This window comes from Streptomyces griseoloalbus (assembly GCA_014650015.1).
GTDB lineage: Bacteria > Actinomycetota > Actinomycetes > Streptomycetales > Streptomycetaceae > Streptomyces > Streptomyces griseoloalbus.
The window spans coordinates 222,137-245,802 of the sequence record BMUD01000008.1; the positions used below are offsets into that span (position 1 = coordinate 222,137).

The window sequence follows — 23,666 nt, forward strand, 5'->3', positions numbered from 1 at the left end:
GTGCTCCCGCGGGGCATGGAGTTGCTCCCATGGACACCGAGGGTGCTCCCGTGGGACGCCGGGGATGTTCCCCTGGGACACCGGGGGTGTTCCCGCAGGACACCGTGAGTGACGGAAGCGGGTTTCCGAAACCCGTGGACAGGGGTGAACACGCGCCCGGGTGGTCAGGATGGAGGCATGACCTACCACGTCGACTCCGAGGCCGGACGGCTCCGCCGTGTCATCCTGCACCGGCCCGATCTCGAGCTCAAGAGGCTCACCCCCAGCAACAAGGACGCCCTGCTCTTCGACGACGTGCTCTGGGTGCGCCGGGCCCGCGCCGAGCACGACGGGTTCGCCGACGTCCTGCGCGACCGCGGGGTCACCGTCCACCTCTTCGGTGACCTGCTCGCCGAGACGCTGGGGATCCCGGCGGCCCGCGCCCTCGTCCTGGACCGTGTCTTCGACGAGAAGGAGTACGGCCCGCTGGCCACCGACCACCTCCGCGCCGCGTTCGAGACCCTGCCGACGTCCGGACTCGCCGAGGTGCTGGTGGGCGGGATGACCAAGCGGGAGTTCCTGGAAGCCCACCCGGAGCCGACCTCCGTGCGGTTCCACGCCATGGAGCTCGACGACTTCCTCCTCGGTCCGCTGCCCAACCACCTCTTCACCCGCGACACCTCAGCGTGGATATACGACGGTGTCTCCATCAACGCGATGCGGTGGCCTGCCCGGCAGCGCGAGACCGTGCACTTCGAGGCGATCTACCGGCACCACCCCCTCTTCCGCGAGGAGTCCTTCCACGTCTGGTCCGAGGGGCAGGCCGACTACCCGTCCACCATCGAGGGCGGGGACGTGCTGGTCATCGGCAACGGGGCGGTGCTGATCGGCATGAGCGAGCGGACCACCCCGCAGGCCGTGGAGATGCTCGCCCACAAGCTGTTCGCGGCCGGCTCCGCCGAAACCATCGTCGCCCTCGACATGCCGAAGAGACGCGCCTTCATGCACCTCGACACCGTGATGACGATGGTCGACGGCGACACCTTCACCCAGTACGCGGGCCTCGGCATGCTCCGCTCCTACACCATCGAACCGGGCGCGGGGGACAAGGAGCTGAAGGTCACCGACCATCCGCCGGAGCACATGCACCGTGCGATCGCCGCCGCCCTCGGACTCAACGAGATCCGGGTGCTGACCGCCACCCAGGACGTGCACGCGGCCGAGCGCGAGCAGTGGGACGACGGCTGCAACGTCCTGGCCGTGGAGCCGGGCGTCGTCGTCGCCTACGAGCGGAACTCCACCACCAACACACACCTGCGCAAACAGGGCATCGAGGTGATAGAGATCCCGGGCAGCGAGCTGGGGCGGGGCAGGGGAGGACCGCGCTGTATGAGCTGTCCCGTCCAGCGAGACGCCGTATAGAAATACAATTCATCGTATAGACTTCCAAGGGTTCGTGTCCCCCCATTCCTGGAGCGCCCCATGGCGACTGTTCCGACCGCCCTCGCCGGCCGCCACTTCCTCAAGGAGCTGGACTTCACCGCGCAGGAGTTCCTCGGCCTGCTGGAGCTGGCCGCCGAGCTGAAGGCCGCCAAGCGGGCCGGCGACGAGGTCCCGTACCTGCGGGGCAGGAACATCGCGCTGATCTTCGAGAAGACCTCGACGCGTACGCGCTGTGCGTTCGAGGTCGCGGCCGCCGACCAGGGCGCCTCCACGACGTACCTCGACCCGTCCGGCTCGCAGATGGGGCACAAGGAGTCGGTGAAGGACACCGCCCGGGTGCTGGGCCGGATGTACGACGGGATCGAGTACCGGGGGGACAGCCAGGCCAAGGTCGAGGAGCTCGCGGCGTACGCGGGGGTGCCGGTCTACAACGGTCTCACCGACGACTGGCACCCCACCCAGATGCTCGCCGACGTGCTCACCATGACCGAGCACAGCGCCAAGCCGCTCACGGACATCGCCCTCGCCTACCTCGGCGACGCCCGCTTCAACATGGGCAACTCCTACCTGGTGACCGCGGCCCTGCTGGGCATGGACGTACGCGTCGTCGCCCCGAAGTCCTACTGGCCCGCCCAGGAGATCGTCGACCGGGCCCGGGAGCTCGCCGCCTCCAGCGGCGCCCGCGTCACGCTCACCGAGGACGTCGCCGAGGGTGTCGCGGGCGCCGACTTCGTCGCCACGGACGTCTGGGTCTCCATGGGGGAGCCCAAGGAGGTCTGGGGCGAGCGGATCGAGGCCCTCGCTCCGTACGCGGTGACCATGGACGTCCTGCGCGCCACCGGAAACCCGGACGTCCGGTTCCTGCACTGTCTGCCCGCCTTCCACGACCTGGGCACCAAGGTCGGCCAGGAGATCTTCGAGACGCACGGCCTGACCTCGCTGGAGGTGACCGACGAGGTGTTCGAGTCGGAGTACTCGGTCGTCTTCGACGAGGCGGAGAACCGTATGCACACCATCAAGGCGGTCCTGGTGGCGACCCTCGCCTGAACCGGCGCGCCGGTACGGCCCCCGAAGGGTCAGGCCGGGCGCCGCTGACCCGGCAGCCGGAACCACACCGCCTTGCCGGACGCGGTGGCACGGTGACCGCAGGACGAGCTCAGGGCGCGGATCAGCAGCAGCCCGCGCCCGTGCTCCTGCCAGGGGTCCGGCGCTTCGAGGACCGGACGGGTGAGGTCACGGGGCGGCGCCGGGTCGGCGTCGTGCACCTCGACGTGGAAGCCGGTCGGCAGCAGCCGCACCACCAGCTCTATCGGGGTGCCCCCCGAGGTGTGCTCGACGGCGTTGGCCACCAGCTCCGCCGTCAGCAGCTCCGCGGTGTCGCTGTCGGCGGAGTGCTCCCGCTCGGCCAGTGCCGTACGCACCAGTGCCCGGGCCACGGGCACGGCCGCGGAGGTGTGCGGCAGCGCGACGCGCCAGGAGGTGGAGGCGGCGGGAGGTTCGTGCACAGCGGGTCCGTTCATGGAGCGGGTGCTCCTGCTTTCGACCGTCAAGGGTACGGCGCACCCGGTGCGCCCCTTCACCGGGGGCGGCACCGGCGGCCCGGGCCGGGCGCCGTCCGGGACGTTCCGCCCCGGCAACGGGCGGCTTACCCGGGCCCACGCCCCGCCTCCCGCGCCCGGACCCCTCGTTACCGGTATGTCGACGAATCGTGACGGATGTGACGGCGCCGGGGCCGGGAGCCCGCCTCGCGGCAGTGCGCCCCAACGGAGTATCGCGCAACCGTGACGGCAGTCATGGATGAGTGATAACTTCACCGGGTAGAGCTCAGTGAGCAGCGCAGTGCCCGCCCGAGGAGGCCGCCCTCATGAGTCCCTTCACCGGCTCCGCCGCCCGCACCGCCCGCTGGGAGCATCTGCGCGTCGATCTCGCCGACGGCGTCGCCACCGTCACCCTCGCCCGCCCCGACAGGCTCAACGCGCTCACCTTCGGCGCCTACGCCGACCTGCGCGATCTCCTCGCCGAGCTGGCCCGGGAGCGGGCCATACGGGCCCTGGTGCTGGCCGGTGAGGGGCGCGGTTTCTGCTCCGGCGGCGACGTCGACGAGATCATCGGCGCGACCCTCTCCCTCGACACCGCCCAGCTCCTCGACTTCAACCGGATGACCGGCCAGGTGGTGCGGGCCGTACGGGAGTGCCCGTTCCCGGTGATCGCCGCGGTGCACGGAGTGGCGGCGGGCGCCGGCGCGGTCCTCGCCCTGGCCGCCGACTTCCGGGTCGCCGACCCCAGCGCCCGCTTCGCCTTCCTCTTCACCCGGGTCGGCCTGTCCGGTGGCGACATGGGGGCCGCCTATCTGCTGCCGAGGGTCGTCGGCCTGGGGCACGCGACGCGGCTGCTGATGCTGGGCGAACCGGTACGCGCCCCGGAGGCCGAGCGGATCGGCCTGATCAGCGAGCTGACGGACGAGGGGCACGCCGACGAGGCCGCCCGGGCGCTCGCCCGCCGGCTGGCCGACGGCCCGGCCCTGGCGTACGCCCAGACCAAGGCACTGCTCACCGCCGAGCTGGACATGCCGCTCGCGGCAGCGGTGGAACTGGACGCCTCGACCCAGGCCCTCTTGATGAACGGCGAGGACTACGCCGAGTTCCACGCGGCCTTCACGGAGAAGCGCCCCCCGAAGTGGCGAGGTCGGTGACCGATGTCCTCGACCAACGGCACCGCACCACCCCCAGGGGCGCGGGGAACAGCGCGCCGGGCCACCGCGGACCCGCGGCCGGCCGGGGGGACCACCCGCCCCCTCCGCGTGGCGGTCATCGGCGGAGGTCCCGGAGGCCTCTACGCCGCCGCGCTGCTCAAGCGCCTCGATCCCGCCCGGGAGATCACCGTCTGGGAACGCAACTCCCCCGACGACACCTTCGGCTTCGGTGTCGTCCTCTCGGACGAGACCCTCGGCGGCATCGAGCACGCCGACCCCGTGGTCTACGCGGCCCTGCGGCGGGACTTCGTGCGCTGGGACGACATCGACATCGTGCACCGGGGTGTGCGCCACACCTCCGGTGGTCACGGCTTCGCCGCCCTCGGCCGGCGCCGGCTGCTGCAGATCCTGCACGAGCGCTGCCGCTCACTCGGCGTGGAACTGCGCTTCCGGGCCGAGGCACCCGACCCGGCCCGGCTGGCGCGGACGTACGACCTGGTGGTGGCCGCCGACGGGGTGCACAGCACCACACGTGAGGCGTTCGCGGACGTGTTCCGACCGCGGATCACCGCTCATCGCTGCCGGTACGTCTGGCTGGCCGCCGACTTCGCCTTCGACGCCTTCCGCTTCGAGATCGCCGAGACCGAGCACGGCGTGATGCAGCTGCACGGCTACCCCTACTCCCGCCCGTCGCCCGACCACGACCCCTCGGCGAGGCCCCCCGGGCCGGGGGACCCCTGCGCCTCCACCGTGATCGTCGAGATGCGCGAGGAGGTGTGGCGCGCCGCCGGATTCGACGAGATGCCAGAGAGCGAGTCGGTCGAGCGCTGCGCCAAGATCTTCGCCGACGCGCTCGGCGGACGCCCGCTGAAGTCCAACAACTCGGCGTGGACCACCTTCCGCACGGTGGTCAACGAGCGCTGGTCGCACGGCAACGTCGTGCTCCTCGGCGACGCCGCCCACACCGCTCACTTCTCCATCGGCTCCGGCACCAAACTCGCCGTCGAGGACGCGCTGGCGCTGGCCGCGTGCCTGCGCGAACACGCGTCGCTGGAGGAGGCGTTGACCGCGTACGAGACGGAACGGCGGCCCGTCGTCGCCTCCACCCAGCGCGCCGCCCGGGCCAGCCTGGAGTGGTTCGAGAACCTGGACCTGTACGTCGGCCAACCGCCCCGCCGGTTCGCCTTCAACCTGCTCACCCGCAGCCGCCGCGTCACCCACGACAACCTGCGGCTGCGCGACACCCGCTTCACCGAGGCGGCGGAGCGCGAGTTCGGCTGCCCGCCCGGTACGCCCCCGATGTTCACCCCGTTCCGGCTGCGCGGTCTGACCCTGCGCAACCGGGTCGTCGTGTCCCCGATGGACATGTACTCGGCGGTCGACGGCGTCCCCGGCGACTTCCATCTCGTCCACCTCGGCGCCCGCGCGCTGGGCGGCGCCGGACTGGTGATGACCGAGATGGTGTGCGTCAGCCCGGAGGGCCGCATCACGCCGGGCTGCGCCGGCCTCTACACCGGGCGGCAGGCCGAGGCCTGGCGGCGGATCACCGACTTCGTGCACGCGCAGGCACCCGGCACCGCGATCGGCGTGCAACTCGGTCACAGCGGACGCAAGGGCTCGACCAAGCCGATGTGGGAGGGCATGGACGAACCGCTCGACGACGGCAACTGGCCCCTCGTCGCCGCCTCGCCGCTGCCGTACAAGCGGGGCAGCCAGGTGCCCCGCGCACTGTCCCGTGCGCAGCTCACCGACATAAGGGAGCAGTTCGCCGCCGCCGCCGTGCGGGCCGCGCGGGCCGGGTTCGATCTGCTCGAACTGCACTGCGCCCACGGCTATCTGCTCTCCGGTTTCCTCTCCCCGCTGACCAACCACCGCACCGACGCCTACGGCGGTTCACCGCAGAAACGGCTCCGCTTCCCGCTGGAGGTCTTCGACGCGGTGCGCGAGGCCTGGCCAGGGGACCGGCCGATGACCGTCCGCATCTCCGCCACCGACTGGGCGGAGGGCGGCACCACGGCCGAGGACGCGGTCACCATCGCCCGCGCCTTCGCCGCGCACGGTGCCGACGCGATCGACGTGTCGACCGGGCAGGTCGTGGCCGACGAGACACCGGAGTTCGGCCGCTCGTACCAGACCCCGTTCGCCGACCGGGTACGGCACGAGGCGGGCGTCCCGGTCATCGCGGTCGGGGCGATCTCCTCCTGGGACGACGTCAACTCCCTGATCCTCGCCGGACGTACGGACCTGTGCGCACTGGCCCGCCCGCACCTGTACGACCCGCACTGGACGCTGCACGCGGCGGCCGAACAGGGCTACGAGGGCCCGGGCGTCGCCTGGCCGGCCCCCTACCGGGCGGGCAGCCGGCGCCCGCGCACCGGCCGCACGGACGCTCCCAGACCCCGTCTCGCGCTGGGTGACTGACCCCGGCCGCGCACGTCGGCGGAAGGGGAACGGTCACCCCTCCACGAACGCCGCGCCCGCGTCCCGCAGCCGTTCGTGCAGTGCGCGGAAGACGGTCGCCGAGCGGGCGCCCGGCCAGGCGGCGGGGAGCAGGGCGGCGGGCAGGCCCGGGTCGGCGTAGGGGAGGTGGCGCCAGGAGTCCAGGGCGAGGAGATAGTCGCGGTAGGCCTCCTCGGGCGGGGTGTCCGCGCGCTGCTCCCAGGCGTGCAGCACCCGCGCGTGCCGGTCCAGGAACGCCTCGTGCTGCTCGGCGATCCCGGCCAGGTCCCACCAGCGGGCCACCGCCTCGGCGGTGGGCGCGAAGCCGAGGTGCTCACCGCGGAAGAAGTCGACGTAGGTGTCGAGGCGCAGGCGCTCCAGGGTGTGCCGCGTCTCCTCGTACAGGCGCGCCGGTGCGATCCACACACCGGGTGCCGCCGTTCCGAAGCCGAGGCCGGACAGGCGGGAGCGCAGGACGTGCCGCTTCTGCCGCTCGGACTCCGGCACGGAGAACACGGCGAGCACCCAGCCCTCGTCCGCAGGCGGTGCGGTGGCGTAGACGCGCCGGTCCCCGTCCTCCAACAACTGGCGTGCGTCGGGGGACAGTTCGTACCCGGCCGCGCCCCGCGCGGTACGCGCCGGGACGAGCAGCCCGCGCCGCTTGAGCCGGGACACCGAGGACCGGACGGACGGGGCGTCGACGCCGACCGCGGCCAGCAGCCGGATCAGCTCGGCGACGGGCACCGGGCCCGGCACGAAGCGGCCGTACGCGCCGTAGAGCGTGACGATGAGAGACCTCGGGGCGTGCTGGGCTTGCTGGTCGGACACGTTGATCATCTTAGGTCGTGCGGATCCGTGCGGTGGCCCGGCATCACCCCAGGTCATCTCCCGTCCCCGCGGGAGCGCGCAGCCGGAACCGCTGCAGCTTCCCGGTGGCGGTGCGCGGCAGCGCGTCCATGAGGACGATCTCGCGGGGGCACTTGTACGGCGCGATCTCGGACTTCACGAAGGCGCGCAGTGCCTCGGTGTCGCGTTCGGCCCCCTCCTTGAGGACCGTGTACGCCACCACGACCTGGCCGCGTGCCTCGTCGGGCCGCCCGACCACCGCCGCCTCCACGACGTCCGGGTGGCGCAGCAGGGCGTCCTCGACCTCGGGGCCCGCGATGTTGTACCCGGCCGAGATGATCATGTCGTCGGCGCGGGCGACGTACCGGAAGTAGCCGTCGGGGTCGCGGACGTAGGTGTCACCGGTGATGTTCCAGCCGTCGCGCACGTACTCCCGCTGGCGCGGGTCGGCGAGATAGCGGCAGCCGACCGGGCCGCGCACCGCGAGCAGCCCCGGCTCCCCGTCGGGAACGGGCGTGCCGGCGGCGTCCTGCACGCGCGCCTGCCACCCGGGTACCGGGACTCCGGTCGTGCCCGGCCTGATCCGCTCGTCGGCGGCGGAGACGAAGATGTGCAGCAGTTCGGTCGCGCCGATGCCGTTGATGACGCGCAGCCCGGTGCGCTCGTGCCAGGCCTTCCAGGTCGCGGCCGGAAGGTTCTCGCCCGCCGAGACGCAGCGCCGCAGCGAGGAGACGTCGTGGGAGTCCAGCGCGCCGAGCATCGCGCGGTAGGCGGTGGGCGCCGTGAACAGTACCGACACCCGGTGCGCCGCGATCGCGGACAGGAGCTGCTCGGGGTGCGCCTGTTCGAGCAGCAGCGCGCTCGCCCCGGCGCGCAGCGGGAACACCACGAGACCGCCGAGGCCGAAGGTGAAGCCGAGCGGGGGACTGCCGGCGAACACGTCGTCCGCGACCGGCTTCAGGACGTGCCGGGAGAAGGTGTCCGCGATCGCCAGCACGTCCCGGTGGAAGTGCAGACAGCCCTTGGGGCGTCCGGTGGTGCCGGAGGTGAAGGCGATCAGCGCCACGTCGTCCGCCGCGGTGGGCACGGCCGCGTACGGTGTCCCGGGTGCCGGGCGGTTCAGCAGGTCGTCGGGGGAGTCGCCGCCGTACGTGGCGGTCCTCAGGTCCGGGATCTCGGCCTTGGCGAGGTCGTCGACGGCCCGGACGTCGCACAGGGCGTGGCGGACCTCGGCGATCCGGCAGATGGTGGCCAGTTCGTGCGGGCGCTGCTGGGCCAGCACGGTGACGGCGATCGCGCCCGCCTTCAGCACCGCCAGCCAGCAGGCCGCCAGCCAGGGCGTGGTGGGGCCGCGCAGCAGCACCCGGTTGCCGGGGACGACCCCGAGGTCGCCCGTGAGGAGGTGCGCGAGCCGGTCCACCCGGGCGCGCAGCTCGCCGTACGTCCAGGTCGTGCCGTCGGGTGTGTGGAACACCGGGCGGTCGTCGGGCGGGCCGTGCAGCAGTTCGGCCGCGCAGTTCAGCCGCTCGGGGTAGTGCAGCTCCGGCAGGTCGAAGCGGAGCTCGGGCCACTCGTCGGGCGGCGGGAGATGTTCGCGGGCGAAGGTGTCGACGTGCGCGGTGGCCCGTGGATTCATGCCGATTCGCCCCCTTGGCGTGGTGGGCTCGCATCAGGAGCGTATCGCGTTGGTGACGGCAGTCAACGGTCCGCGATAACCTCGGGAGTGGCCCAGTGGCGAGGGAAGGGACCGGCGATGACCGCATTCTCGCTCGAACCGGCACAACTCGCCCGGTGCGCCGAGCTGCGCACGCTGGCGGCGGAACGCCTGCGACCACTGGCCGAGAAGGGTGAACCGGGGCACGTCAACCGTGCCCTGGTCGCCGAACTCGGCACCCTCGGCCTGCTCTCGCGCCTGTTCACCTCCGGCGCGCTCGAGCTGTGCCTGATGCGGGAGTCCCTCGCGCAGGCCTGTACCGAGGCGGAGACCGCCCTCGCCCTCCAGGGTCTGGGCGCCCACCCCGTACACGCCCACGGGACCGCCGCCCAGCGCGCGCGCTGGATCCCCCGGGTGAGTGAGGGCAGCGCGGTCGCGGCGTTCGCGCTCAGCGAGCCGGGCGCGGGCTCGGACGCGGCGGCGCTGTCGCTCGCCGCTCACCCCGACGGCCCCTCCGGCTGGCGGCTCACCGGGGAGAAGCGGTGGATCTCCAACGCCCCCGAGGCCGACTTCTACACCGTCTTCGCCCGCACCACCCCCGGCGCCGGTGCCCGCGGCGTCACCGCCTTCCTGGTCCCCGCCGACCGCCCGGGCCTCACCGGCACCGGACTCGACATGCTCTCCCCGCACCCCATCGGCGCCCTCGCCCTCGACGCCGTACCGGTGAGTGCCGATGACGTCCTCGGCGACCCGGGCGGCGGTTTCCGGGTCGCCATGGACACCCTCAACCTGTTCCGCCCCAGCGTCGGCGCCTTCGCGGTCGGGATGGCCCAGGCCGCCCTGGACGCGACCCTCGACCACACCGCCCGGCGGGACGCCTTCGGCGGCAAGCTCAAGGACCTGCAGTCCGTCGCCCACCAGGTCGCCGAGATGGCCCTGCGCACGGAGGCGGCCCGCCTGCTGGTGTACGCGGCGGCGACGGCGTACGACGAGGGCGCCGCCGACGTCCCCCGGCGCGCCGCGATGGCGAAGCTGCTGGCCACCGAGACGGCGCAGTACGTCGTCGACCGGGCCGTCCAACTGCACGGCGCGCGGGCCCTGCAGCGCGGGCACCTGCTCGAACACCTCTACCGCGAGGTCCGCGCACCGCGGATCTACGAGGGGGCGAGCGAGGTGCAACGGGGCATCATCGCCAAGGAGTTGTACAAGAACCTGGAGGACCGGTGACCGCCGAGCGCGTCAACCCGCCCGGCCTCTCCCCGCCGGCCGGCTTCTCGCACGCCGTCGTGGCGACCGGCTCCCGGATGGTGTTCCTGGCCGGCCAGACCGCCCTCGACCCCGACGGCGAGGTGGTCGGCGACACCCTGCCCGAACAGTTCACGCGCGCCCTCACCAACCTCCTCACCGCCCTGGGCGCCGCCGGCGGCACCCCGGCCGACCTGGCCCGCGTCACCGTCTACGCCACCGACGTCGCCGCGTACCGCTTCCACGCCCGCGCACTCGGCCGGATCTGGCGCGAGCTGGCCGGCCGCGACTACCCGGCGATGGCGGTCGTCGAGGTGGTCCGCCTCTGGGACGAACAGGCCATGGTGGAACTCGACGGCTTCGCCCTGCTGCCCTGAGTGGCGGCACGCCCTGGCCGGGCGTCACGGCCGGGATCGAGAGCGCTCGGACGCTGATCGCCGGGGAACGGCCGCCCCGGCTCGCCCCCGTCCGCGAGGGTTCATCGCCGAGAACCGTCCGCGAGGGTTCATCGCCGGGATCCGCGCCGCAGGTGCCGATGGCTCAGGCGGCGACCACGAGCCAGCCGGCGGGGACGCGGTGCGGGGAGATGACCCGGCCGTCGGGAAGCAGCTCGCCGGTGTCGTCGAAGACGATCACGCCGTCGCACAGCAGGCTCCAGCCCTGCTCGGGGTGGGCGGCCACCACATGCGGGGTGAGGGACTCGGACCTGGGGCAGGAAGGCCGGTGGGCACACATGGCGCACCTCCACGTCGGTGGAACGACCCGAACGGGTCGTATGGAACGACCATGCGCCCACCGCGACCTCACCGGAACGGCCCGCCGGGAAGCGTGACCAATCCCGGACAATGCCGGAACGGTTCCCCGACGGCCGGAGCGGGGCCGGCCGCCGAAGGGGTGACGACAGGTGGCCGCGCACCCGCACACCGGGTACTGGTGGAAAGCCCCATTCCACTCATTCCCGGAGGCTTCCCCATGCCTGTACGTCCCCTCCCCGGCGCCGTGGCCGGTGCGGCCCTGCTGCTGCTCGGCTCCGTCGCGGCAGCCCCCTCGGTGGCGGCGTCGACCGCCCCCTCCGCCCCCTCGGAGTCCGTGACGGTGGACGCGCAGGGGCGGATCTCCGACGGGAGAGTCACCCTCTCCGGCACCTACCGCTGCCTCGGCGGCACCGGACGGATCTTCGTCAGCTCCACGGTGCACCAGTCCTCGTCCTCGGTCGGCTACGGCATCGGCGGCACCCACGCGGTGTGCGACGGCAAGGAACACCGCTGGGAGAACCAGGGAAGCGTGCCCGCCGGGGCACTGGAGGCCGGCCCCGCCCACGTCGAGGCCACCCTCATGGAGCTGCGCCCCAGCGGCATCCTCCTGCTGCCCGTCCCGCACGCCGTCCAGCACCACGACATCACCCTGGTCGACGGCTGACCGGTACCGGCCGGCGGCTCACCGCTCGCCGGCCGGCCAGTCCAGCAGACGCGCACCGATCACCGCCGTCTGGAGCATGTAGCGGTGGGACGGGTCCGACGGGTCGGCACCGGTGAGTTTGTGGATGCGCTCCAGGCGGTACGTCAGCGCACGCACGCTCAGCGAGAGCCGCCGGGCCGCCTCCGCGGCGACACAGCCGGCGTCGAAGTAGGCGCCGAGCGTGTCGAGGAGCGGCTGGGCACCGCCTCGGGCCGTGGTCAGCGGCCCCAGGGTGTTGTGGACCAGGTCGGCCATCGCCTGGCGGTCGCGGGCCAGAACGGGATAGACCAGCAGGTCGGCGGCGCGCAGCACCGGGTCGTCGAGCCCCAGCCGCTCGGCGAACTCCAGGGTGCTCAGCGCCTCCTCGTAGGACTGGACGACACCGCCGGCCCCGGACTGCGCGCGGCCGATGGCGACCTGGCCGCCGTCGGTGGCGGCGTGCGCCTGTTTGGCGAAGTGGGTGAGCACCTCACCCTGGTGCCCGGGCGCGATGCACAGCAGCCGCCCGTCCTTGGTGGTGAGCAGGATGCTGCGGTCACCGAACCGGGAGATGAGGGCGCGCTCCACCTGCCGCGGCACCGGGTCGCCGTCGTCGTAGGCGATCGGCCCCCGGGCGACGGCGACCGCGTGAGCGTGGGAGAGCCGCAGGCCGAAGCGCTCCGCGCGTTCGGCGAGCCGGCCCAGATCGCTGCGTCCGTAGAGCAGGTCGTCGATGAACTCCCGCCGTGCCGCCTCCTCCTGACGCACCGCCATCCGCTGCGCCCGCTCGTATCCCTCGGCGAACGCGTCCACGACCTGCTGTACGGCGGCGAGCGCGCCGTCGGCCGAGTCCGCGGCCCGCGGCCACGCCTCGCGGGCGGCGGACAGATGCGCGCCGACGAGGGAGCGCAGACCGAAGCCCGCCTCCGCGGCCCGTTCCCCCAGGGTCCGCCGGGAGACGATCTCGTCCCGGGTGAGGCGTCGGCCGGTGGCCGCCACCTCCTTCAGGATGTGGGCATAGCCGTCCAGATACTGCTCCAGAACCTCACGTTCCGTCACGTAGTCCCCCCATGTCTTGACGCGCCCCTTACGCCTTCACGGTGTCCCACCGGCACCCAGACCCTATTGAACACTGCCGGAATCCGGCAATGCGTCATGGTGCGCCCGCCCGGCACCATGGTCCGCGGGGAGCACCGCGGAAGGTTCCGGTGCCGGGCACCGGCAGGTGCCGGCACCGGAACCGGAGGGGAGCAGTGCTACCCGCCGACGTGAGTGGTGAACGGGAGGGGGTGGAGATGCGCATGGTCGTGGAGTCCGCCACGGGTCCGCCCACCCTCCCGTTCGCCGCCGCCCTCGTCGTCGTGGTCTGCTTCCGGCTGCTGGTGGCCCTCCGCGTCACCACGGCCCGCGGTTGCGACTCCGGCGCGGACCTCGGCTCCCTCGCGCTGTTCGCCGTCCGGCGGCTCACCCGCCGGCTGGTACGGCCGCTGCACCGCCTCTTCCCGGACGAACCCGGGCCGTCACGGTCGCCGCACCGGCCCGGCGCGGACCGTGACGGAGCGTCGCGCGCGGTGCGCCGGGAAGCCGACGGCATCCGTCCGCGCCTGCCGCAGAACCGCGGCACCGGCTGAGCCGTCTCCTCCTCCACCGGACGTCCACTGCCTCGCCAACGAGGCGCCGATCCACCCGACTTCTGCCCGTCTCTCAGCCCAGAAGGACGTGTCCCATGGATGCCGCCACCGTGGGCATCGCCGTACTCGTCGGCGTCGCCCTGCTGTTCGTGCTCATCGGCCTGCTCGTCGTCTCCAAGCTGTTCCGCAAGGTGGAGCAGGGCAAGGCCCTGATCGTCTCCAAGACCCGCAGGGTCGACGTGACGTTCACCGGGTCGGTCGTGCTGCCGGTGCTGCACAAGGCCGAGGTGATGGACATCTCGGTGAAGACCATCGAGATCACCCGGGCCGGCAAGGAAGGCCTGATCTGCCGCGACAACATCCGCGCGGACATCCGCATCACGTTCTTCGTCAAGGTCAACAAGACCGTGGACGACGTCATCAAGGTCGCCCAGGCCGTCGGTACCGCGCGGGCCAGCGACCGCAACACGCTCCAGGAGCTGTTCCACGCCAAGTTCTCCGAGGCGCTGAAGACCGTCGGCAAGCAGCTGGACTTCACCGACCTGTACACCAAGCGCGAGGAACTGCGGTACCGGATCATCGAGGTCATCGGTGTCGACCTGAACGGCTACCACCTCGAGGACGCCGCGATCGACTACCTGGAGCAGACGCCGCTGACCCAGCTCGACCCGGGCAACGTCCTCGACGCCCAGGGCATCCGCAAGATCACCGAGCTGACGGCCGTGGAGCACGTCCGGACCAACGAGGCCCAGCGCAACGAGCAGAAGGAGATCACCCGGCAGGACGTCGACGCGCGCGAGGCGATCCTGGAACTGGAGCGCCGGCAGGCCGACGCCGAGATCAAGCAGCGCCGGGAGATCGAGACCGTACGGGCCCGCGAGGAGGCCGAGACCGCGCGGGTGGTGGAGGAGGAGAGGCTGCGCGCGCAGAGCGCCTTCCTGCGCACCGAGGAGCAGCTCGGCGTGCAGCGCGAGAACCAGGCCCGCGAGGTCGCCGTCGCCGCCAAGAACCGCGAACGGGTCATCGCCGTCGAGAGCGAGCGCATCGAGAAGGACCGCCTGCTGGAGGTCATCGCCCGGGACCGGGAGACCGAACTGACCCGGATCGCCGCCGAGAAGGAGGTCGAGGCGGAGAAGCGGGAGATCGCCGAGGTCATCCGCGAGCGGGTCGCGGTGGACCGTACGGTCGCCGAGCAGGAGGAGTCGATCCTGAGGCTGCGGGCGGTCGAGGAGGCCGAGCGGCAGCGCCAGTCCGTGATCATCGCGGCGGAGGCCGAGGCGCAGGAGAAGCTCGTCAAGGACATCAAGGCCGCCGAGGCCGCCGAGCAGGCCGCCACGCACCGTGCCGCCGAGGAGCTCACCCTCGCCGAGGCCCGGTTGAAGACGGCCGACCTGGACGCGCGGGCCAAGCTGCGGCTGGCCGAGGGCGTCCAGGCGGAGGTGGCGGCCGAGGGGCTGGCCGCCGCGCAGGTCCGCGACAGGGAGGCCGAGGTCGTGGAGAAGGCGGGCCGTGCCGAGGCCGGGGCCACCGAGGCCCGGCTGCGCGCGGAGGCCGAGGGAGCGCGGGCCAAGGCCCTCGCCGACGCGGAGGCCATCAGCGGGAAGCTCAGGGCGGAGGCGGCCGGCCTCACCGAGAAGGCGGCGGCGATGGCCGCCCTCGACGAGGCGTCCCGAGGCCACGAGGAGTACCGGCTGCGGCTGGAGGCCGAGAAGGACGTCCGGCTCGCCGGACTGGAGGTGCAGCGGCAGGTCGCCGAGGCGCAGGCCACGGTCCTCGCGACCGGGCTGGAGAACGCGGACATCAACATCGTCGGCGGGGAGTCCGTGTTCTTCGACCGGCTCGTGTCCTCGATCGCGCTCGGCAAGGGCGTGGACGGCTTCGTCCGGAACTCCGAGACCGTGCAGGCCCTCGCCGGGCCCTGGCTGGACGGCTCGGCGAGCTTCACCGACGACCTGAGCCGGGTGCTGGGCTCCGTCTCGACGGCCGACGTGCAGAACCTCACGGTGTCCGCCCTGCTGATGCGGCTGATGCAGGAGGGCGGCGAGAACTCCGGCCGGCTCCGGCAACTGATCGACAAGGCGGGGGAGCTGGGCCTGTCGGACACACCGCTGGCCGCGCTCAACGGCCACACCAGGGCCTGACCACCCCCGGTCGGGAGCCGCCGCACAGGGGACGGCGGCTCCCGGCCACCCCCTTCCCGGCCACTCCCTCCATGACCGGGCCCCGACGACCCCCGGTCCCGCGAGGCACCGGTCACCACCGGGGCCGACAAGCACCGATGACCCCGGTCCCGCGAGGCACCGGTCACTACCGGGGCCGACAAGCACCGATGACCCCCGGTCCCGCGAGGCACCGGTCACTACCGGGGCCGACAAGCACCGGTCACCACCGGCCCGCGAGACGCCCATGACCACCGGTCCCGAGAGGCAGCCATGACCACCGGCACCCACGAGCCCGCCGACACGGACCCGCGCGAGACGCCCGGCACCGGCGACGAGACGGTGGACGCCGGCGCCTACCAGGTGCTGCGCGACCGCCTCTCCGCCCAGGCCACCGAACTCGCGCGCCGGGCCGAGGCGTTGAACCGGCTGCGGGCCGCGCAGTTCGGCGCCCCCGAACTGCGCCTGACCGGCACCGAGCGGCTGCGCACCGACCGCACCGCCGTGCCCCGCGACATCGTCGCCGTGGGCGACGTCCTCCTCTTCGGCTACCAGGTCCGGCCCCGGCCGGACGCGGACACCGGGGTCGGCGACGTCCTCGCGGCGCACGACCGCGACCTGAACCGGCTGCCCGACCACGCCGTACCCGGACTGCTCGACGACCCCGCCTTCGTACGGGAGTTCGCCGCCCTGCACCGCTACTACCGCCAGGCACGCCTGCTGCGGCTGCGCCGCGTCGACGGCAAGCTGCTCGCCGTGTTCCAGACCGGCGAGAAGGCCGGCGACATCCGCGTCCTGCGCTGGTCGGTGTCCGAGGACGGCCGGGCCGCCTTCCTGGACGCCCGCGGCGACCGCGACCACGCGATCGCCCCGCCCGACGACATCGACTGGACGCACACCACCCGCGAGGACCACGTCCTCGGCCGCCACCCGCACGTCTCCGTCCGGGGCGAGGTCTTCGTCGACACCCTCGGCGGCACCCTCACCGTCAGGACCGACAACGACACCGGCACCCCCGACGGCATCCACACCGAACCGGTCGACGAGCCCCTGCAGTCCCTCGCCGACGCCGAGATCGCCCACGCCCGCGTCGGCCCCCTGATCCTCCTGCGCATCCTCCCCTACAAGGAGACCGCGCACCGCTACCTGGTCTTCCACACCGTCACCCGGGCCGTCGTCCGCCTCGACGGCATCGGACAGGGCTGCCGCCGGCTGCCCGAGGACCAGGGCATCATCTTCCCCGGCGGCTACTGCCTCGCCACCGGCAGCCACAAGACGTACGAACTCGACACCACCGGCATGGAGTTCGCCCGCGAGGTGCGCTCGCCGCACGGCGAGGACGTGCTGTACGCCTTCCACGCGCCCGGGCGCGGACGCGGGCTGCTGCTGTCGTACAACCAGATCCACGAGACGGTCGCCACCCCGCTGACCTGCCACGGCTGGGCACTGTTCGACGACGGACTGCTCGCCCTGCTGCGCCCCGACGCCGACGAACCCGCCCGCGTCCACCCGCTCCAGCTCTGGCACTCGCCCTACGTCTCCGACACCCACGCCGCCGCCACGCCCGCCGGCGAGGGCCGGCTGGCCCGGATCGGCAACGCCGACCTGGTGCGGGGCATCTCCGACTGCCTCTCCCTGGCCCGCTCGGCCGCCGAGACCACCGCGACGGCCGAGAGGTACCGGACCCTGACGGCCGCCTGCGTCCGCGCCCTGGACACCCACCACTGGCTGGGGGAGGCCGAACTCGGTGACCTGCGCGCCCCCTTGGCACGGATGCGCGCCACCGCCGAACAGGTGCTGGCCGAGTTCGAGACCGTACGGGACCTCACCCGCCGGGCCGCCCAGGCGCTCGACGAGACGGCGGACCGGATCGCCTCGGTGGTGCGCCGGCTGCGCGGCGAGCAGCCCCGCGAGGCCGCCGCCTGGGTCACCGGCCTGACCGAACTGCGCCACGCCCAGGGCCATCTGCTGACCCTGAAGGACCTGCGGTACGCCGATCACGCCCGCATCGACGCGCTGGCCGCGGAGGCGGGGACGGACCTCGCCTCCTTCGGGCAGCGCGCGGTCGCCTTCCTGGCCCGCGAGGACGCCTTCGCCGCCCATCACGCGGACGTCGAACGGCTCGTCGCCGACGCCGAGTCGATCACCACCACTGCCGAGGCCGCCCCGGTCGCCGCCCGGCTGGACGAACTCGCCGACGGACTGCGCACGGTGACCGAAGTGGCCGGCGGGCTCGACATCGCCGACGCAACGGTCCGCACGACCGTCCTGGAGCGCATCGCCGAGGCCCTCGGCGGCGTCAACCGCGCCCGCGCCGTCCTCGACACCCGCCGCCGCGGCCTCCTCGACCGGGAGGCGCGCGCCGGGTTCGCCGCCGAGCTCGCCCTGCTCGGCCAGACCGTCACCGGCGCCCTCGCAGCGGCGGGCGACCCCGAGGCCTGCGACGACCAACTGAGTCGCGCACTGGCGCAGTTGGAGACCCTGGAATCCCGTTTCGCGGAGTTCGACGACGTCCTCGGCGAGCTCGCCGCCCAACGCACGCGGATCTACGAGGCGTTCGCCGCCCGCAAACAGAGCCTCACCGACGCCCGCGCCCGCCGCGCCGAACAACTCGCCCTGTCCGCCGTGCGCGTGCTGGAGACGATCGCCCGGCGCTCCGCCGCGCTCGCCGACGCCGACGCGGTGAGCACCTACTTCGCCTCCGACCCGCTGGTCGCCAAGGTCCGCCGCACCGCCGACGAACTGCGCGGACTCGGCGACCGGGTGCGGGCGGAGGAACTCGACGGACGGCTGCGCTCAGCCCGGCAGGAGGCCGACCGCGCCCTGCGCGACCGCGGCGACCTCTACGCGGACGGCGGACGCACCCTGCGCCTCGGCGGCCACCGGTTCGCCGTCACCACCCAGCCCTTCGACCTCACCGTCGTCCCGCACGGCGACGGACTCGCCGTCGCCCTCACCGGCACCGACTACCGCGCCCCCGTCACCGACCCCGGCCTGCTGGCCGACCGCCCGCTGTGGAGCCGGCACCTGCCGTCCGAGTCGCCCGAGGTCTACCGCGCCGAACACCTCGCCGCCCGCCTGCTGCACGAGCCCGGCCCCGACGCGCTGACCGGCGCCGGCGACCTCGCCGCGCTGGTCCGCCGGGCCGCCGAGGAGGCGTACGACGAGGGGTACGAGCGAGGCGTCCACGACCACGACGCCACCGCGGTCCTCACCGCCGTCCTGCCCCTGTACGACGGCGCCGGACCGCTGCGCCACGCGTCCGCCGCCCGCGCCCACGCGCTGCTGTACTGGGCGCACGGCACCACGGCGGAGGAGCGCGCGGACCTCACCCGCCGTGCCCGCTCCCTGGCCCGGGTCCGTGACGCCTTCGGCCCGCCGCCCGCGCTGGACGCCCTGCGCACGGAACTCGCCCGGGCCGTGCGCGACTGGGACGAGGACGCCACCGTCCGCCCGGAAGCCTGCGCCGCGTACCTCTTCGACGAGCTGACCACCGGCCCCGAGGGCTTCGTGATCAGCGCCCGGGCCCGCACCCTGCTCGACACGTTCCGCCGCACGGTCGCGACCGAGACCTACGACGACGACCTCCCCGCCCTCGGCGATCTCACCGCACGCCGCCAGCTGGTCGAGGCCTGGCTGACCGCGTACACCACCGCCACCGGCGACCCGGCGAGCGCCGGTGACCTCGCCGAGGCCGTCGCCGCCGAGCTCTGCCCGAACGTGCCCCGCCACGCGTCGGACGCACCCCTGACCGCCACGGTGGAGGGGCTGCTCGGCACCCACCCCCGGATCACCGACCGCCGCCTCACCCTCCGCCTGGACGAGTTCCTCGCCCGCACCGAGGAGTTCAGGGAGCGCGACGTACCCGCCTTCCGCGCCTTCCAGCGCCGCCGCGCCGCCCTGGTGACCGCCGAGCGCACCCGGCTGCGCCTGGACGACCACCGGCCGCGCGTGATGGCGTCGTTCGTCCGCAACCGCCTGGTCGACGAGGTCTACCTCCCCCTGGTCGGGGACAGCCTCGCCAAACAGCTCGGCACCACGGGCGAGTCCGGCCGCACCGGCACCGGCGGCCTGCTGCTGCTCGTCTCCCCGCCCGGCTACGGCAAGACGACCCTCATGGAGTACGTGGCCCACCGGCTCGGCCTGGTCCTGGTGCGGATCAGCGGTCCGGCGCTCGGCCACGCGGTCACCTCACTCGACCCCGCCGAGGCGCCGAACGCCACCGCCCGCCAGGAGGTCGAGAAGATCAACTTCGCGCTGGCCGCCGGCAGCAACACCCTCCTGTACCTCGACGACATCCAGCACACCTCGCCCGAACTCCTGCAGAAGTTCATCCCGCTGTGCGACGCCACGCGCCGGATGGAGGGGGTGTGGGAGGGTGAGCCGCGCACCTACGACCTGCGCGGCAAGCGCTTCGCCGTCTGCATGGCCGGCAACCCCTACACCGAGTCCGGCGAGGTCTTCCGGGTGCCCGACATGCTGGCCAACCGCGCGGACGTGTGGAACCTCGGCGACGTCCTCACCGGCAAGGAGGACGTCTTCGCGCTGAGCTTCGTGGAGAACGCGCTCACCGCGAACCCGGTGCTCGCCCCGCTCGCCGGACGCGACCGCGCCGACCTGGAGCTGCTGATCCGCCTCGCCGGCGACGACCCCACGGCCCGCCCCGACCGGCTCACCCACCCCTACGCCCCCACCGAACTGGACCGCGTCCTGGCCGTACTGCGCCATCTGCTCACCGCCCGCCGCACGGTCCTCGCCGTCAACGCGGCCTACATCGCCTCCGCCGCCCAGTCCGACGACGCCCGCACCGAGCCGCCGTTCAGGCTCCAGGGCTCCTACCGCACCATGAACAAGATCGCCCAGCGGATCCAGCCCGTCATGAACGACGCCGAGCTGACCGCCGTCGTCGACGACCACTACACGGCCGAGGCCCAGACCCTCACCAGCGGCGCCGAGGCGAGCCTGCTGAAGCTGGGCGAACTGCGCGGCACGCTCACCGCCGCCCAGGCGGCCCGCTGGAGCGACCTGAAGTCCGCCCACGTCCGCACCCTCACCCCGGGCGGACCGGACCAGGACGCCCTGACCCGCGCGGTGGCCGCCCTGGCTCTCCTCGGCGACCGCATCGCCGCCGTCGAATCCGCCATCAGCCGCGCCTCCGGCCCCCGCCGGCCGGTGACCGATCCGGGGGACAGCACCTGAGCCGTCCCGCCCGGTCCGTCACGGCACGCGCAGCGCCGCCAGCTCCTCCGCCGTCCGCGGACCGGCGGTGTCGCCCGCCAGCCACCCGCGTTCCCGCAGCAGCCGGGCCACCGCCACGCCCCACGGCAGCCGCAGTCCGGCCGCCGCGAGGAGATCCGTACGGGCCAGCATGTCGGCCGCCGGCCCGGTGTGCGCGCCCGACGGGGTGAGCAGGGCCGCGTCGTCGGCCCAGCGCAGGGCCAGGTCCACGTCGTGGGTGGCCATGACGACCGTCGTGCCGTTGTCGCGCAGGCCGTCCAGCGTCGCCAGCAGGCGTTCCTGGCCGTCGGGGTCCAGGCCCGCCGTCGGCTCGTCCAGGATCAGCACGCGGGGCCGCATCGCGACCGCGCCCGCGATCGCCGTCCGCTTGCGCTGCCCGTAGGACAGCAGATGCGTGGGCCGGTCGGCGAGCGCGGTGATGTCCAGCGCGGCCAGTGCCTCCGTCACCCGGGCGCGCACCTCGGTGTCGGACAGGCCGAGGTTCAGCGGCCCGAACGACACGTCCTGCCCGACGGACGCGGCGAACAACTGGTCGTCCGGGTCCTGCACCACCAGCTGCACCGTGGTCCGCAGCGCCGTCAGCCCCTTGCGGTCGTAGCGCACCGCCCGCCCCTCGACGGTCAACTCACCGCCGTCGGGACGCAGTCCGCCGCTCAGCAGCCGCATCAGCGTCGTCTTGCCGCTGCCGTTGCGCCCGAGCAGGGCCAGCGCCCGTCCCTCGCGCACCGCGAAGTCGAGGCCGGTGAGCACGGGCGGGCCGTCCTCGTAGGCGAAGGACACGCCCCGCAGGGCGACCGGCACGGGCTCGTTCACGACAGTGGCCTTTCCAGTACGACGGTGAGGGCGACCAGCGCCGCCAGGAGTGCCAGGCTCCCGGCCGTGAAGCGGACGGAGACACGGGCCTCGGGCACCAGGACGCGCAGGGTGCCGTCGTAGCCCCGTCCGGCGAGCCCGGTCTGCAGCCGCGCCGCCCGGTCGAAGGACCGGACGAACGCGGTCGCGCCGAGCCCGCCGAGCGAACGCCACGTCGCCGCCCGGGTGGTGTGCCCGAGCCGGGCCGCCTGCGCCTCCCGGATCCGGCGCACCGAGTCGAGCAGCAGAAAGCTCATGCGGTACGTCACCAGGGCCACGTCCACGAGCGGGGCGGGCACCCCGGCGCGGACCAGGCGGGGCAGCAGATCGGACATCGGGGTGGTGAACGCGAACAGCAGCACGCCGAGGGAGGCCGCCGAGGTGCGCAGCAGCAACTCCCCGGCGCGCAGCGGCCCGTCGGCGGCCGGGGACACGAAGCCGTCCGGCCCGCCCACCTGCACCAGCAGCGGGAGCGCCCCGGTGACGCAGAAGCCCAGCGGCACCCGGTAGGCGCGCCACAGCCGCCGCCCCGGCACCCCCGCCGGGCCGAGCAGCACCGCGAGCGCGGTCACCAGCACCAGGGCCGCGCCCGGCCAGGGCGGCAGTGAGATCGCGAGCACGGTGAGACCGAGCCCCAGCACGGCCTTGTCCACGGGGTGACGGCGGCGCCAGCGACTGCTGTGCGCCGCCGCGTCGATCGGCAGCACGGGCCGGTCAGTCCCGCCGCCGGGACGCGGCCTCGCCGCTCCCACCGGCGTCGGCGTCGGCACCGGCCCGCACTCCGGCCGCGGTGCCGTCGCCGGCCCGTGAGGTCGCGGGGCCGCCGTCGCCGTCGCGTGCGGCGGCCGGTTCGCCGACAGCGTCCCGCCCCGCCGTGCCGCCCGCCCCGCCGTCGGAACCGCCATCAGCGGCAGCGGCACCGGCACCGGCACCAGCGGCACCGGCACCGGCATCAGCGGCAGCGGCACCGGCACCGTCGCCCGGACCCGGGTCGGCCTCCGACCGCACCCGCACCCGCGTCAGCGCCCGTGCCTCGCCCTGCCGCCGTCCGCGCCGCAGCCCGAAGTAGTACGCGAGGACGCCCGCGCCGATCGCCGCCTGGAGGGCGAACAGCGCCGACTCGATCTCGCCGGACGGCGGTTCGTACAGCGGCGAGAACCACGGCTCGTAGTCCGGGTCGATCTCGGTGATCGCGGTCTCCGCCTCGGCGTCCGCGCCGGCGAACGGCTCCTCCTTGTGGTCGCCGAGCCCGAGCGCGAGCGGCAGCACCGCGAGCGCGGCCACGAGCACCAGCAGCAGGGTGTTGATCCTGGCGTTACGGCTCATCGGGCCACCGCCCCGGCCGAGTCGCCCGTCTTCCGCCCGGCCGCCGAGGTCACCAGCACCCCGAGCCGGGTCAGCTCCCCCTTGCTCGACTGCACCAGCATGCGCATCACCAGCACGGTCAGCAGCCCCTCGCTCACCGCGAGCGGGATCTGCGTGACGGCGAAGATGGACCCGAACTTGCCGAGCGCGCCCGGGAAGCCGCTGACCGGGTCGGGGAAGGCGAGCGCCAGCTGCACGCTCGTCACGCAGTAGGTCGCCAGGTCGGCGACGAACGCGCCGAAGAACACCGCGACCATCAGCGGCACGTCGTACCGGCGCAGCAGCCGGTAGACGCCGTACCCGGCCCACGGACCGGCGATCGCCATCGAGAAGACGTTGGCGCCCAGTGTGGTCAGCCCGCCGTGGGCGAGCAGCAGGGCCTGGAACAGCAGGGTGATGGTGCCCAGCACCGCCATGACGGGCGGCCGGAACAGGATGGCGCCCAGACCGGTGCCGGTGGGGTGGGAGCAACTCCCGGTGACCGACGGCAGTTTCAGTGCGGACAGCACGAACGTGAACGCTCCCGAGGCGCCGAGCAGCAGCGTGCTCTCGGGATGTTCCCTGACTTCACGGATGAGCGACCGGGCTCCGTGGACGACGAACGGCGCCGACGCGACGCCCCAGGCGACCGCGTGCGCCGGTGGCAGAAAACCCTCGGCAATGTGCATGGCTCAGCAGACCCTCTC

General features: G+C 73.5%; 19 protein-coding genes. 10 read left to right on the plus strand and 9 right to left on the minus strand.

All coding sequences use genetic code 11. The features are described 5' to 3' along the window. Window positions 1-177: 177 nt before the first annotated feature. Both IE178_RS14900 and argF read left to right on the plus strand, forming a co-directional pair. The gene (locus tag IE178_RS14900) at window positions 178-1,401 is read left to right on the plus strand and encodes an arginine deiminase (protein ID WP_193512581.1); all 1,224 of its coding nucleotides are present in this window, start codon (window positions 178-180) and stop codon (window positions 1,399-1,401) included. Window positions 1,402-1,461: 60 nt separating this feature from the next. Next, window positions 1,462-2,469 (plus strand): ornithine carbamoyltransferase, encoded by a 1,008-nt coding sequence (gene argF / locus IE178_RS14905; RefSeq protein ID WP_193512582.1) that lies wholly within the window; start codon window positions 1,462-1,464, stop codon window positions 2,467-2,469. 29 nt (window positions 2,470-2,498) lie between these two features. Here argF and IE178_RS14910 read toward each other — a convergent pair whose 3' ends face one another. Further along, complete coding sequence (locus IE178_RS14910) at window positions 2,499-2,942, minus strand: ATP-binding protein (protein ID WP_193512583.1); 444 nt, start codon at window positions 2,940-2,942, stop codon at window positions 2,499-2,501. A gap of 344 nt (window positions 2,943-3,286) precedes the next feature. Here IE178_RS14910 and IE178_RS14915 point away from each other — a divergent pair, with 344 nt between their 5' ends. Further along, a complete protein-coding gene (locus tag IE178_RS14915) occupies window positions 3,287-4,114 on the plus strand; it encodes an enoyl-CoA hydratase family protein (RefSeq protein ID WP_193512584.1) in 828 nt (275 codons plus the stop codon). A 3-nt stretch (window positions 4,115-4,117) separates the two neighbouring features. Next, window positions 4,118-6,535, plus strand: coding sequence for a bifunctional salicylyl-CoA 5-hydroxylase/oxidoreductase (locus tag IE178_RS14920; RefSeq protein ID WP_193512585.1), 2,418 nt, complete (start codon window positions 4,118-4,120; stop codon window positions 6,533-6,535). 33 nt (window positions 6,536-6,568) lie between these two features. On the opposite strand, the gene IE178_RS14925 is transcribed toward IE178_RS14920, so the two are convergent. Together IE178_RS14925 and IE178_RS14930 are read right to left on the minus strand one after the other, a co-directional pair. Further along, window positions 6,569-7,390, minus strand: coding sequence for a PaaX family transcriptional regulator (locus IE178_RS14925; protein WP_184761590.1), 822 nt, complete (start codon window positions 7,388-7,390; stop codon window positions 6,569-6,571). 34 nt (window positions 7,391-7,424) lie between these two features. After that, window positions 7,425-9,035, minus strand: a complete 1,611-nt coding sequence (locus IE178_RS14930) for an AMP-binding protein (RefSeq protein WP_193512586.1) — start codon at window positions 9,033-9,035, stop codon at window positions 7,425-7,427. 117 nt (window positions 9,036-9,152) lie between these two features. Here IE178_RS14930 and IE178_RS14935 point away from each other — a divergent pair, with 117 nt between their 5' ends. Then, on the plus strand, window positions 9,153-10,280 hold the full coding sequence (locus tag IE178_RS14935) for an acyl-CoA dehydrogenase family protein (RefSeq protein ID WP_193512587.1): 1,128 nt from the start codon (window positions 9,153-9,155) through the stop codon (window positions 10,278-10,280). Further along, on the plus strand, window positions 10,277-10,675 hold the full coding sequence (locus IE178_RS14940; protein ID WP_193512588.1) for a RidA family protein: 399 nt from the start codon (window positions 10,277-10,279) through the stop codon (window positions 10,673-10,675). The genes IE178_RS14935 and IE178_RS14940 overlap by 4 nt, the downstream gene beginning before the upstream one ends. Before the next feature lie 163 nt (window positions 10,676-10,838). On the opposite strand, the gene IE178_RS14945 is transcribed toward IE178_RS14940, so the two are convergent. Further along, window positions 10,839-11,033: a DUF5999 family protein gene (locus tag IE178_RS14945; protein ID WP_193512589.1), complete on the minus strand. Its 195-nt coding sequence runs from the start codon at window positions 11,031-11,033 to the stop codon at window positions 10,839-10,841. 237 nt (window positions 11,034-11,270) lie between these two features. Here IE178_RS14945 and IE178_RS14950 point away from each other — a divergent pair, with 237 nt between their 5' ends. After that, window positions 11,271-11,717 carry a DUF6299 family protein gene (locus IE178_RS14950; RefSeq protein WP_193512590.1) on the plus strand — a complete coding sequence of 149 codons (447 nt, stop codon included), beginning with the start codon at window positions 11,271-11,273 and terminating at the stop codon, window positions 11,715-11,717. A gap of 18 nt (window positions 11,718-11,735) precedes the next feature. Here the strand turns inward: IE178_RS14950 and IE178_RS14955 are convergent, their stop codons facing one another. After that, on the minus strand, window positions 11,736-12,794 hold the full coding sequence (locus IE178_RS14955) for a PucR family transcriptional regulator (protein WP_193512591.1): 1,059 nt from the start codon (window positions 12,792-12,794) through the stop codon (window positions 11,736-11,738). 242 nt (window positions 12,795-13,036) lie between these two features. On the opposite strand from IE178_RS14955, the gene IE178_RS14960 reads away from it, so the two are divergent. From IE178_RS14960 to IE178_RS14970, 3 genes are all read left to right on the plus strand, one after another. Beyond that, a complete protein-coding gene (locus IE178_RS14960; RefSeq protein WP_318280061.1) occupies window positions 13,037-13,366 on the plus strand; it encodes a hypothetical protein in 330 nt (109 codons plus the stop codon). Between the two features lie 95 nt (window positions 13,367-13,461). Then, on the plus strand, window positions 13,462-15,507 hold the full coding sequence (locus IE178_RS14965; RefSeq protein WP_184761583.1) for a flotillin family protein: 2,046 nt from the start codon (window positions 13,462-13,464) through the stop codon (window positions 15,505-15,507). 291 nt (window positions 15,508-15,798) lie between these two features. Continuing rightward, complete coding sequence (locus IE178_RS14970; RefSeq protein ID WP_193512593.1) at window positions 15,799-20,724, plus strand: DNA repair ATPase; 4,926 nt, start codon at window positions 15,799-15,801, stop codon at window positions 20,722-20,724. Between the two features lie 18 nt (window positions 20,725-20,742). On the opposite strand, the gene IE178_RS14975 is transcribed toward IE178_RS14970, so the two are convergent. From IE178_RS14975 to IE178_RS14990, 4 genes are read right to left on the minus strand one after another with little or no spacing between them, the layout of a single operon-like run. Continuing rightward, window positions 20,743-21,576, minus strand: a complete 834-nt coding sequence (locus tag IE178_RS14975) for an energy-coupling factor ABC transporter ATP-binding protein (protein ID WP_193512594.1) — start codon at window positions 21,574-21,576, stop codon at window positions 20,743-20,745. Continuing rightward, on the minus strand, window positions 21,573-22,322 hold the full coding sequence (gene cbiQ, locus IE178_RS14980; protein ID WP_193512595.1) for a cobalt ECF transporter T component CbiQ: 750 nt from the start codon (window positions 22,320-22,322) through the stop codon (window positions 21,573-21,575). The genes IE178_RS14975 and cbiQ overlap by 4 nt, the downstream gene beginning before the upstream one ends. Window positions 22,323-22,329: 7 nt before the next feature. Then, entirely contained in the window at window positions 22,330-22,941 is a 612-nt protein-coding gene (locus IE178_RS35960) for an energy-coupling factor ABC transporter substrate-binding protein (protein WP_318280062.1), read from the minus strand. Then, window positions 22,938-23,648 carry an energy-coupling factor ABC transporter permease gene (locus IE178_RS14990; protein WP_184761579.1) on the minus strand — a complete coding sequence of 237 codons (711 nt, stop codon included), beginning with the start codon at window positions 23,646-23,648 and terminating at the stop codon, window positions 22,938-22,940. Before IE178_RS14990 ends, IE178_RS35960 begins: the two co-directional genes overlap by 4 nt. Window positions 23,649-23,666 lie beyond the last annotated feature (18 nt).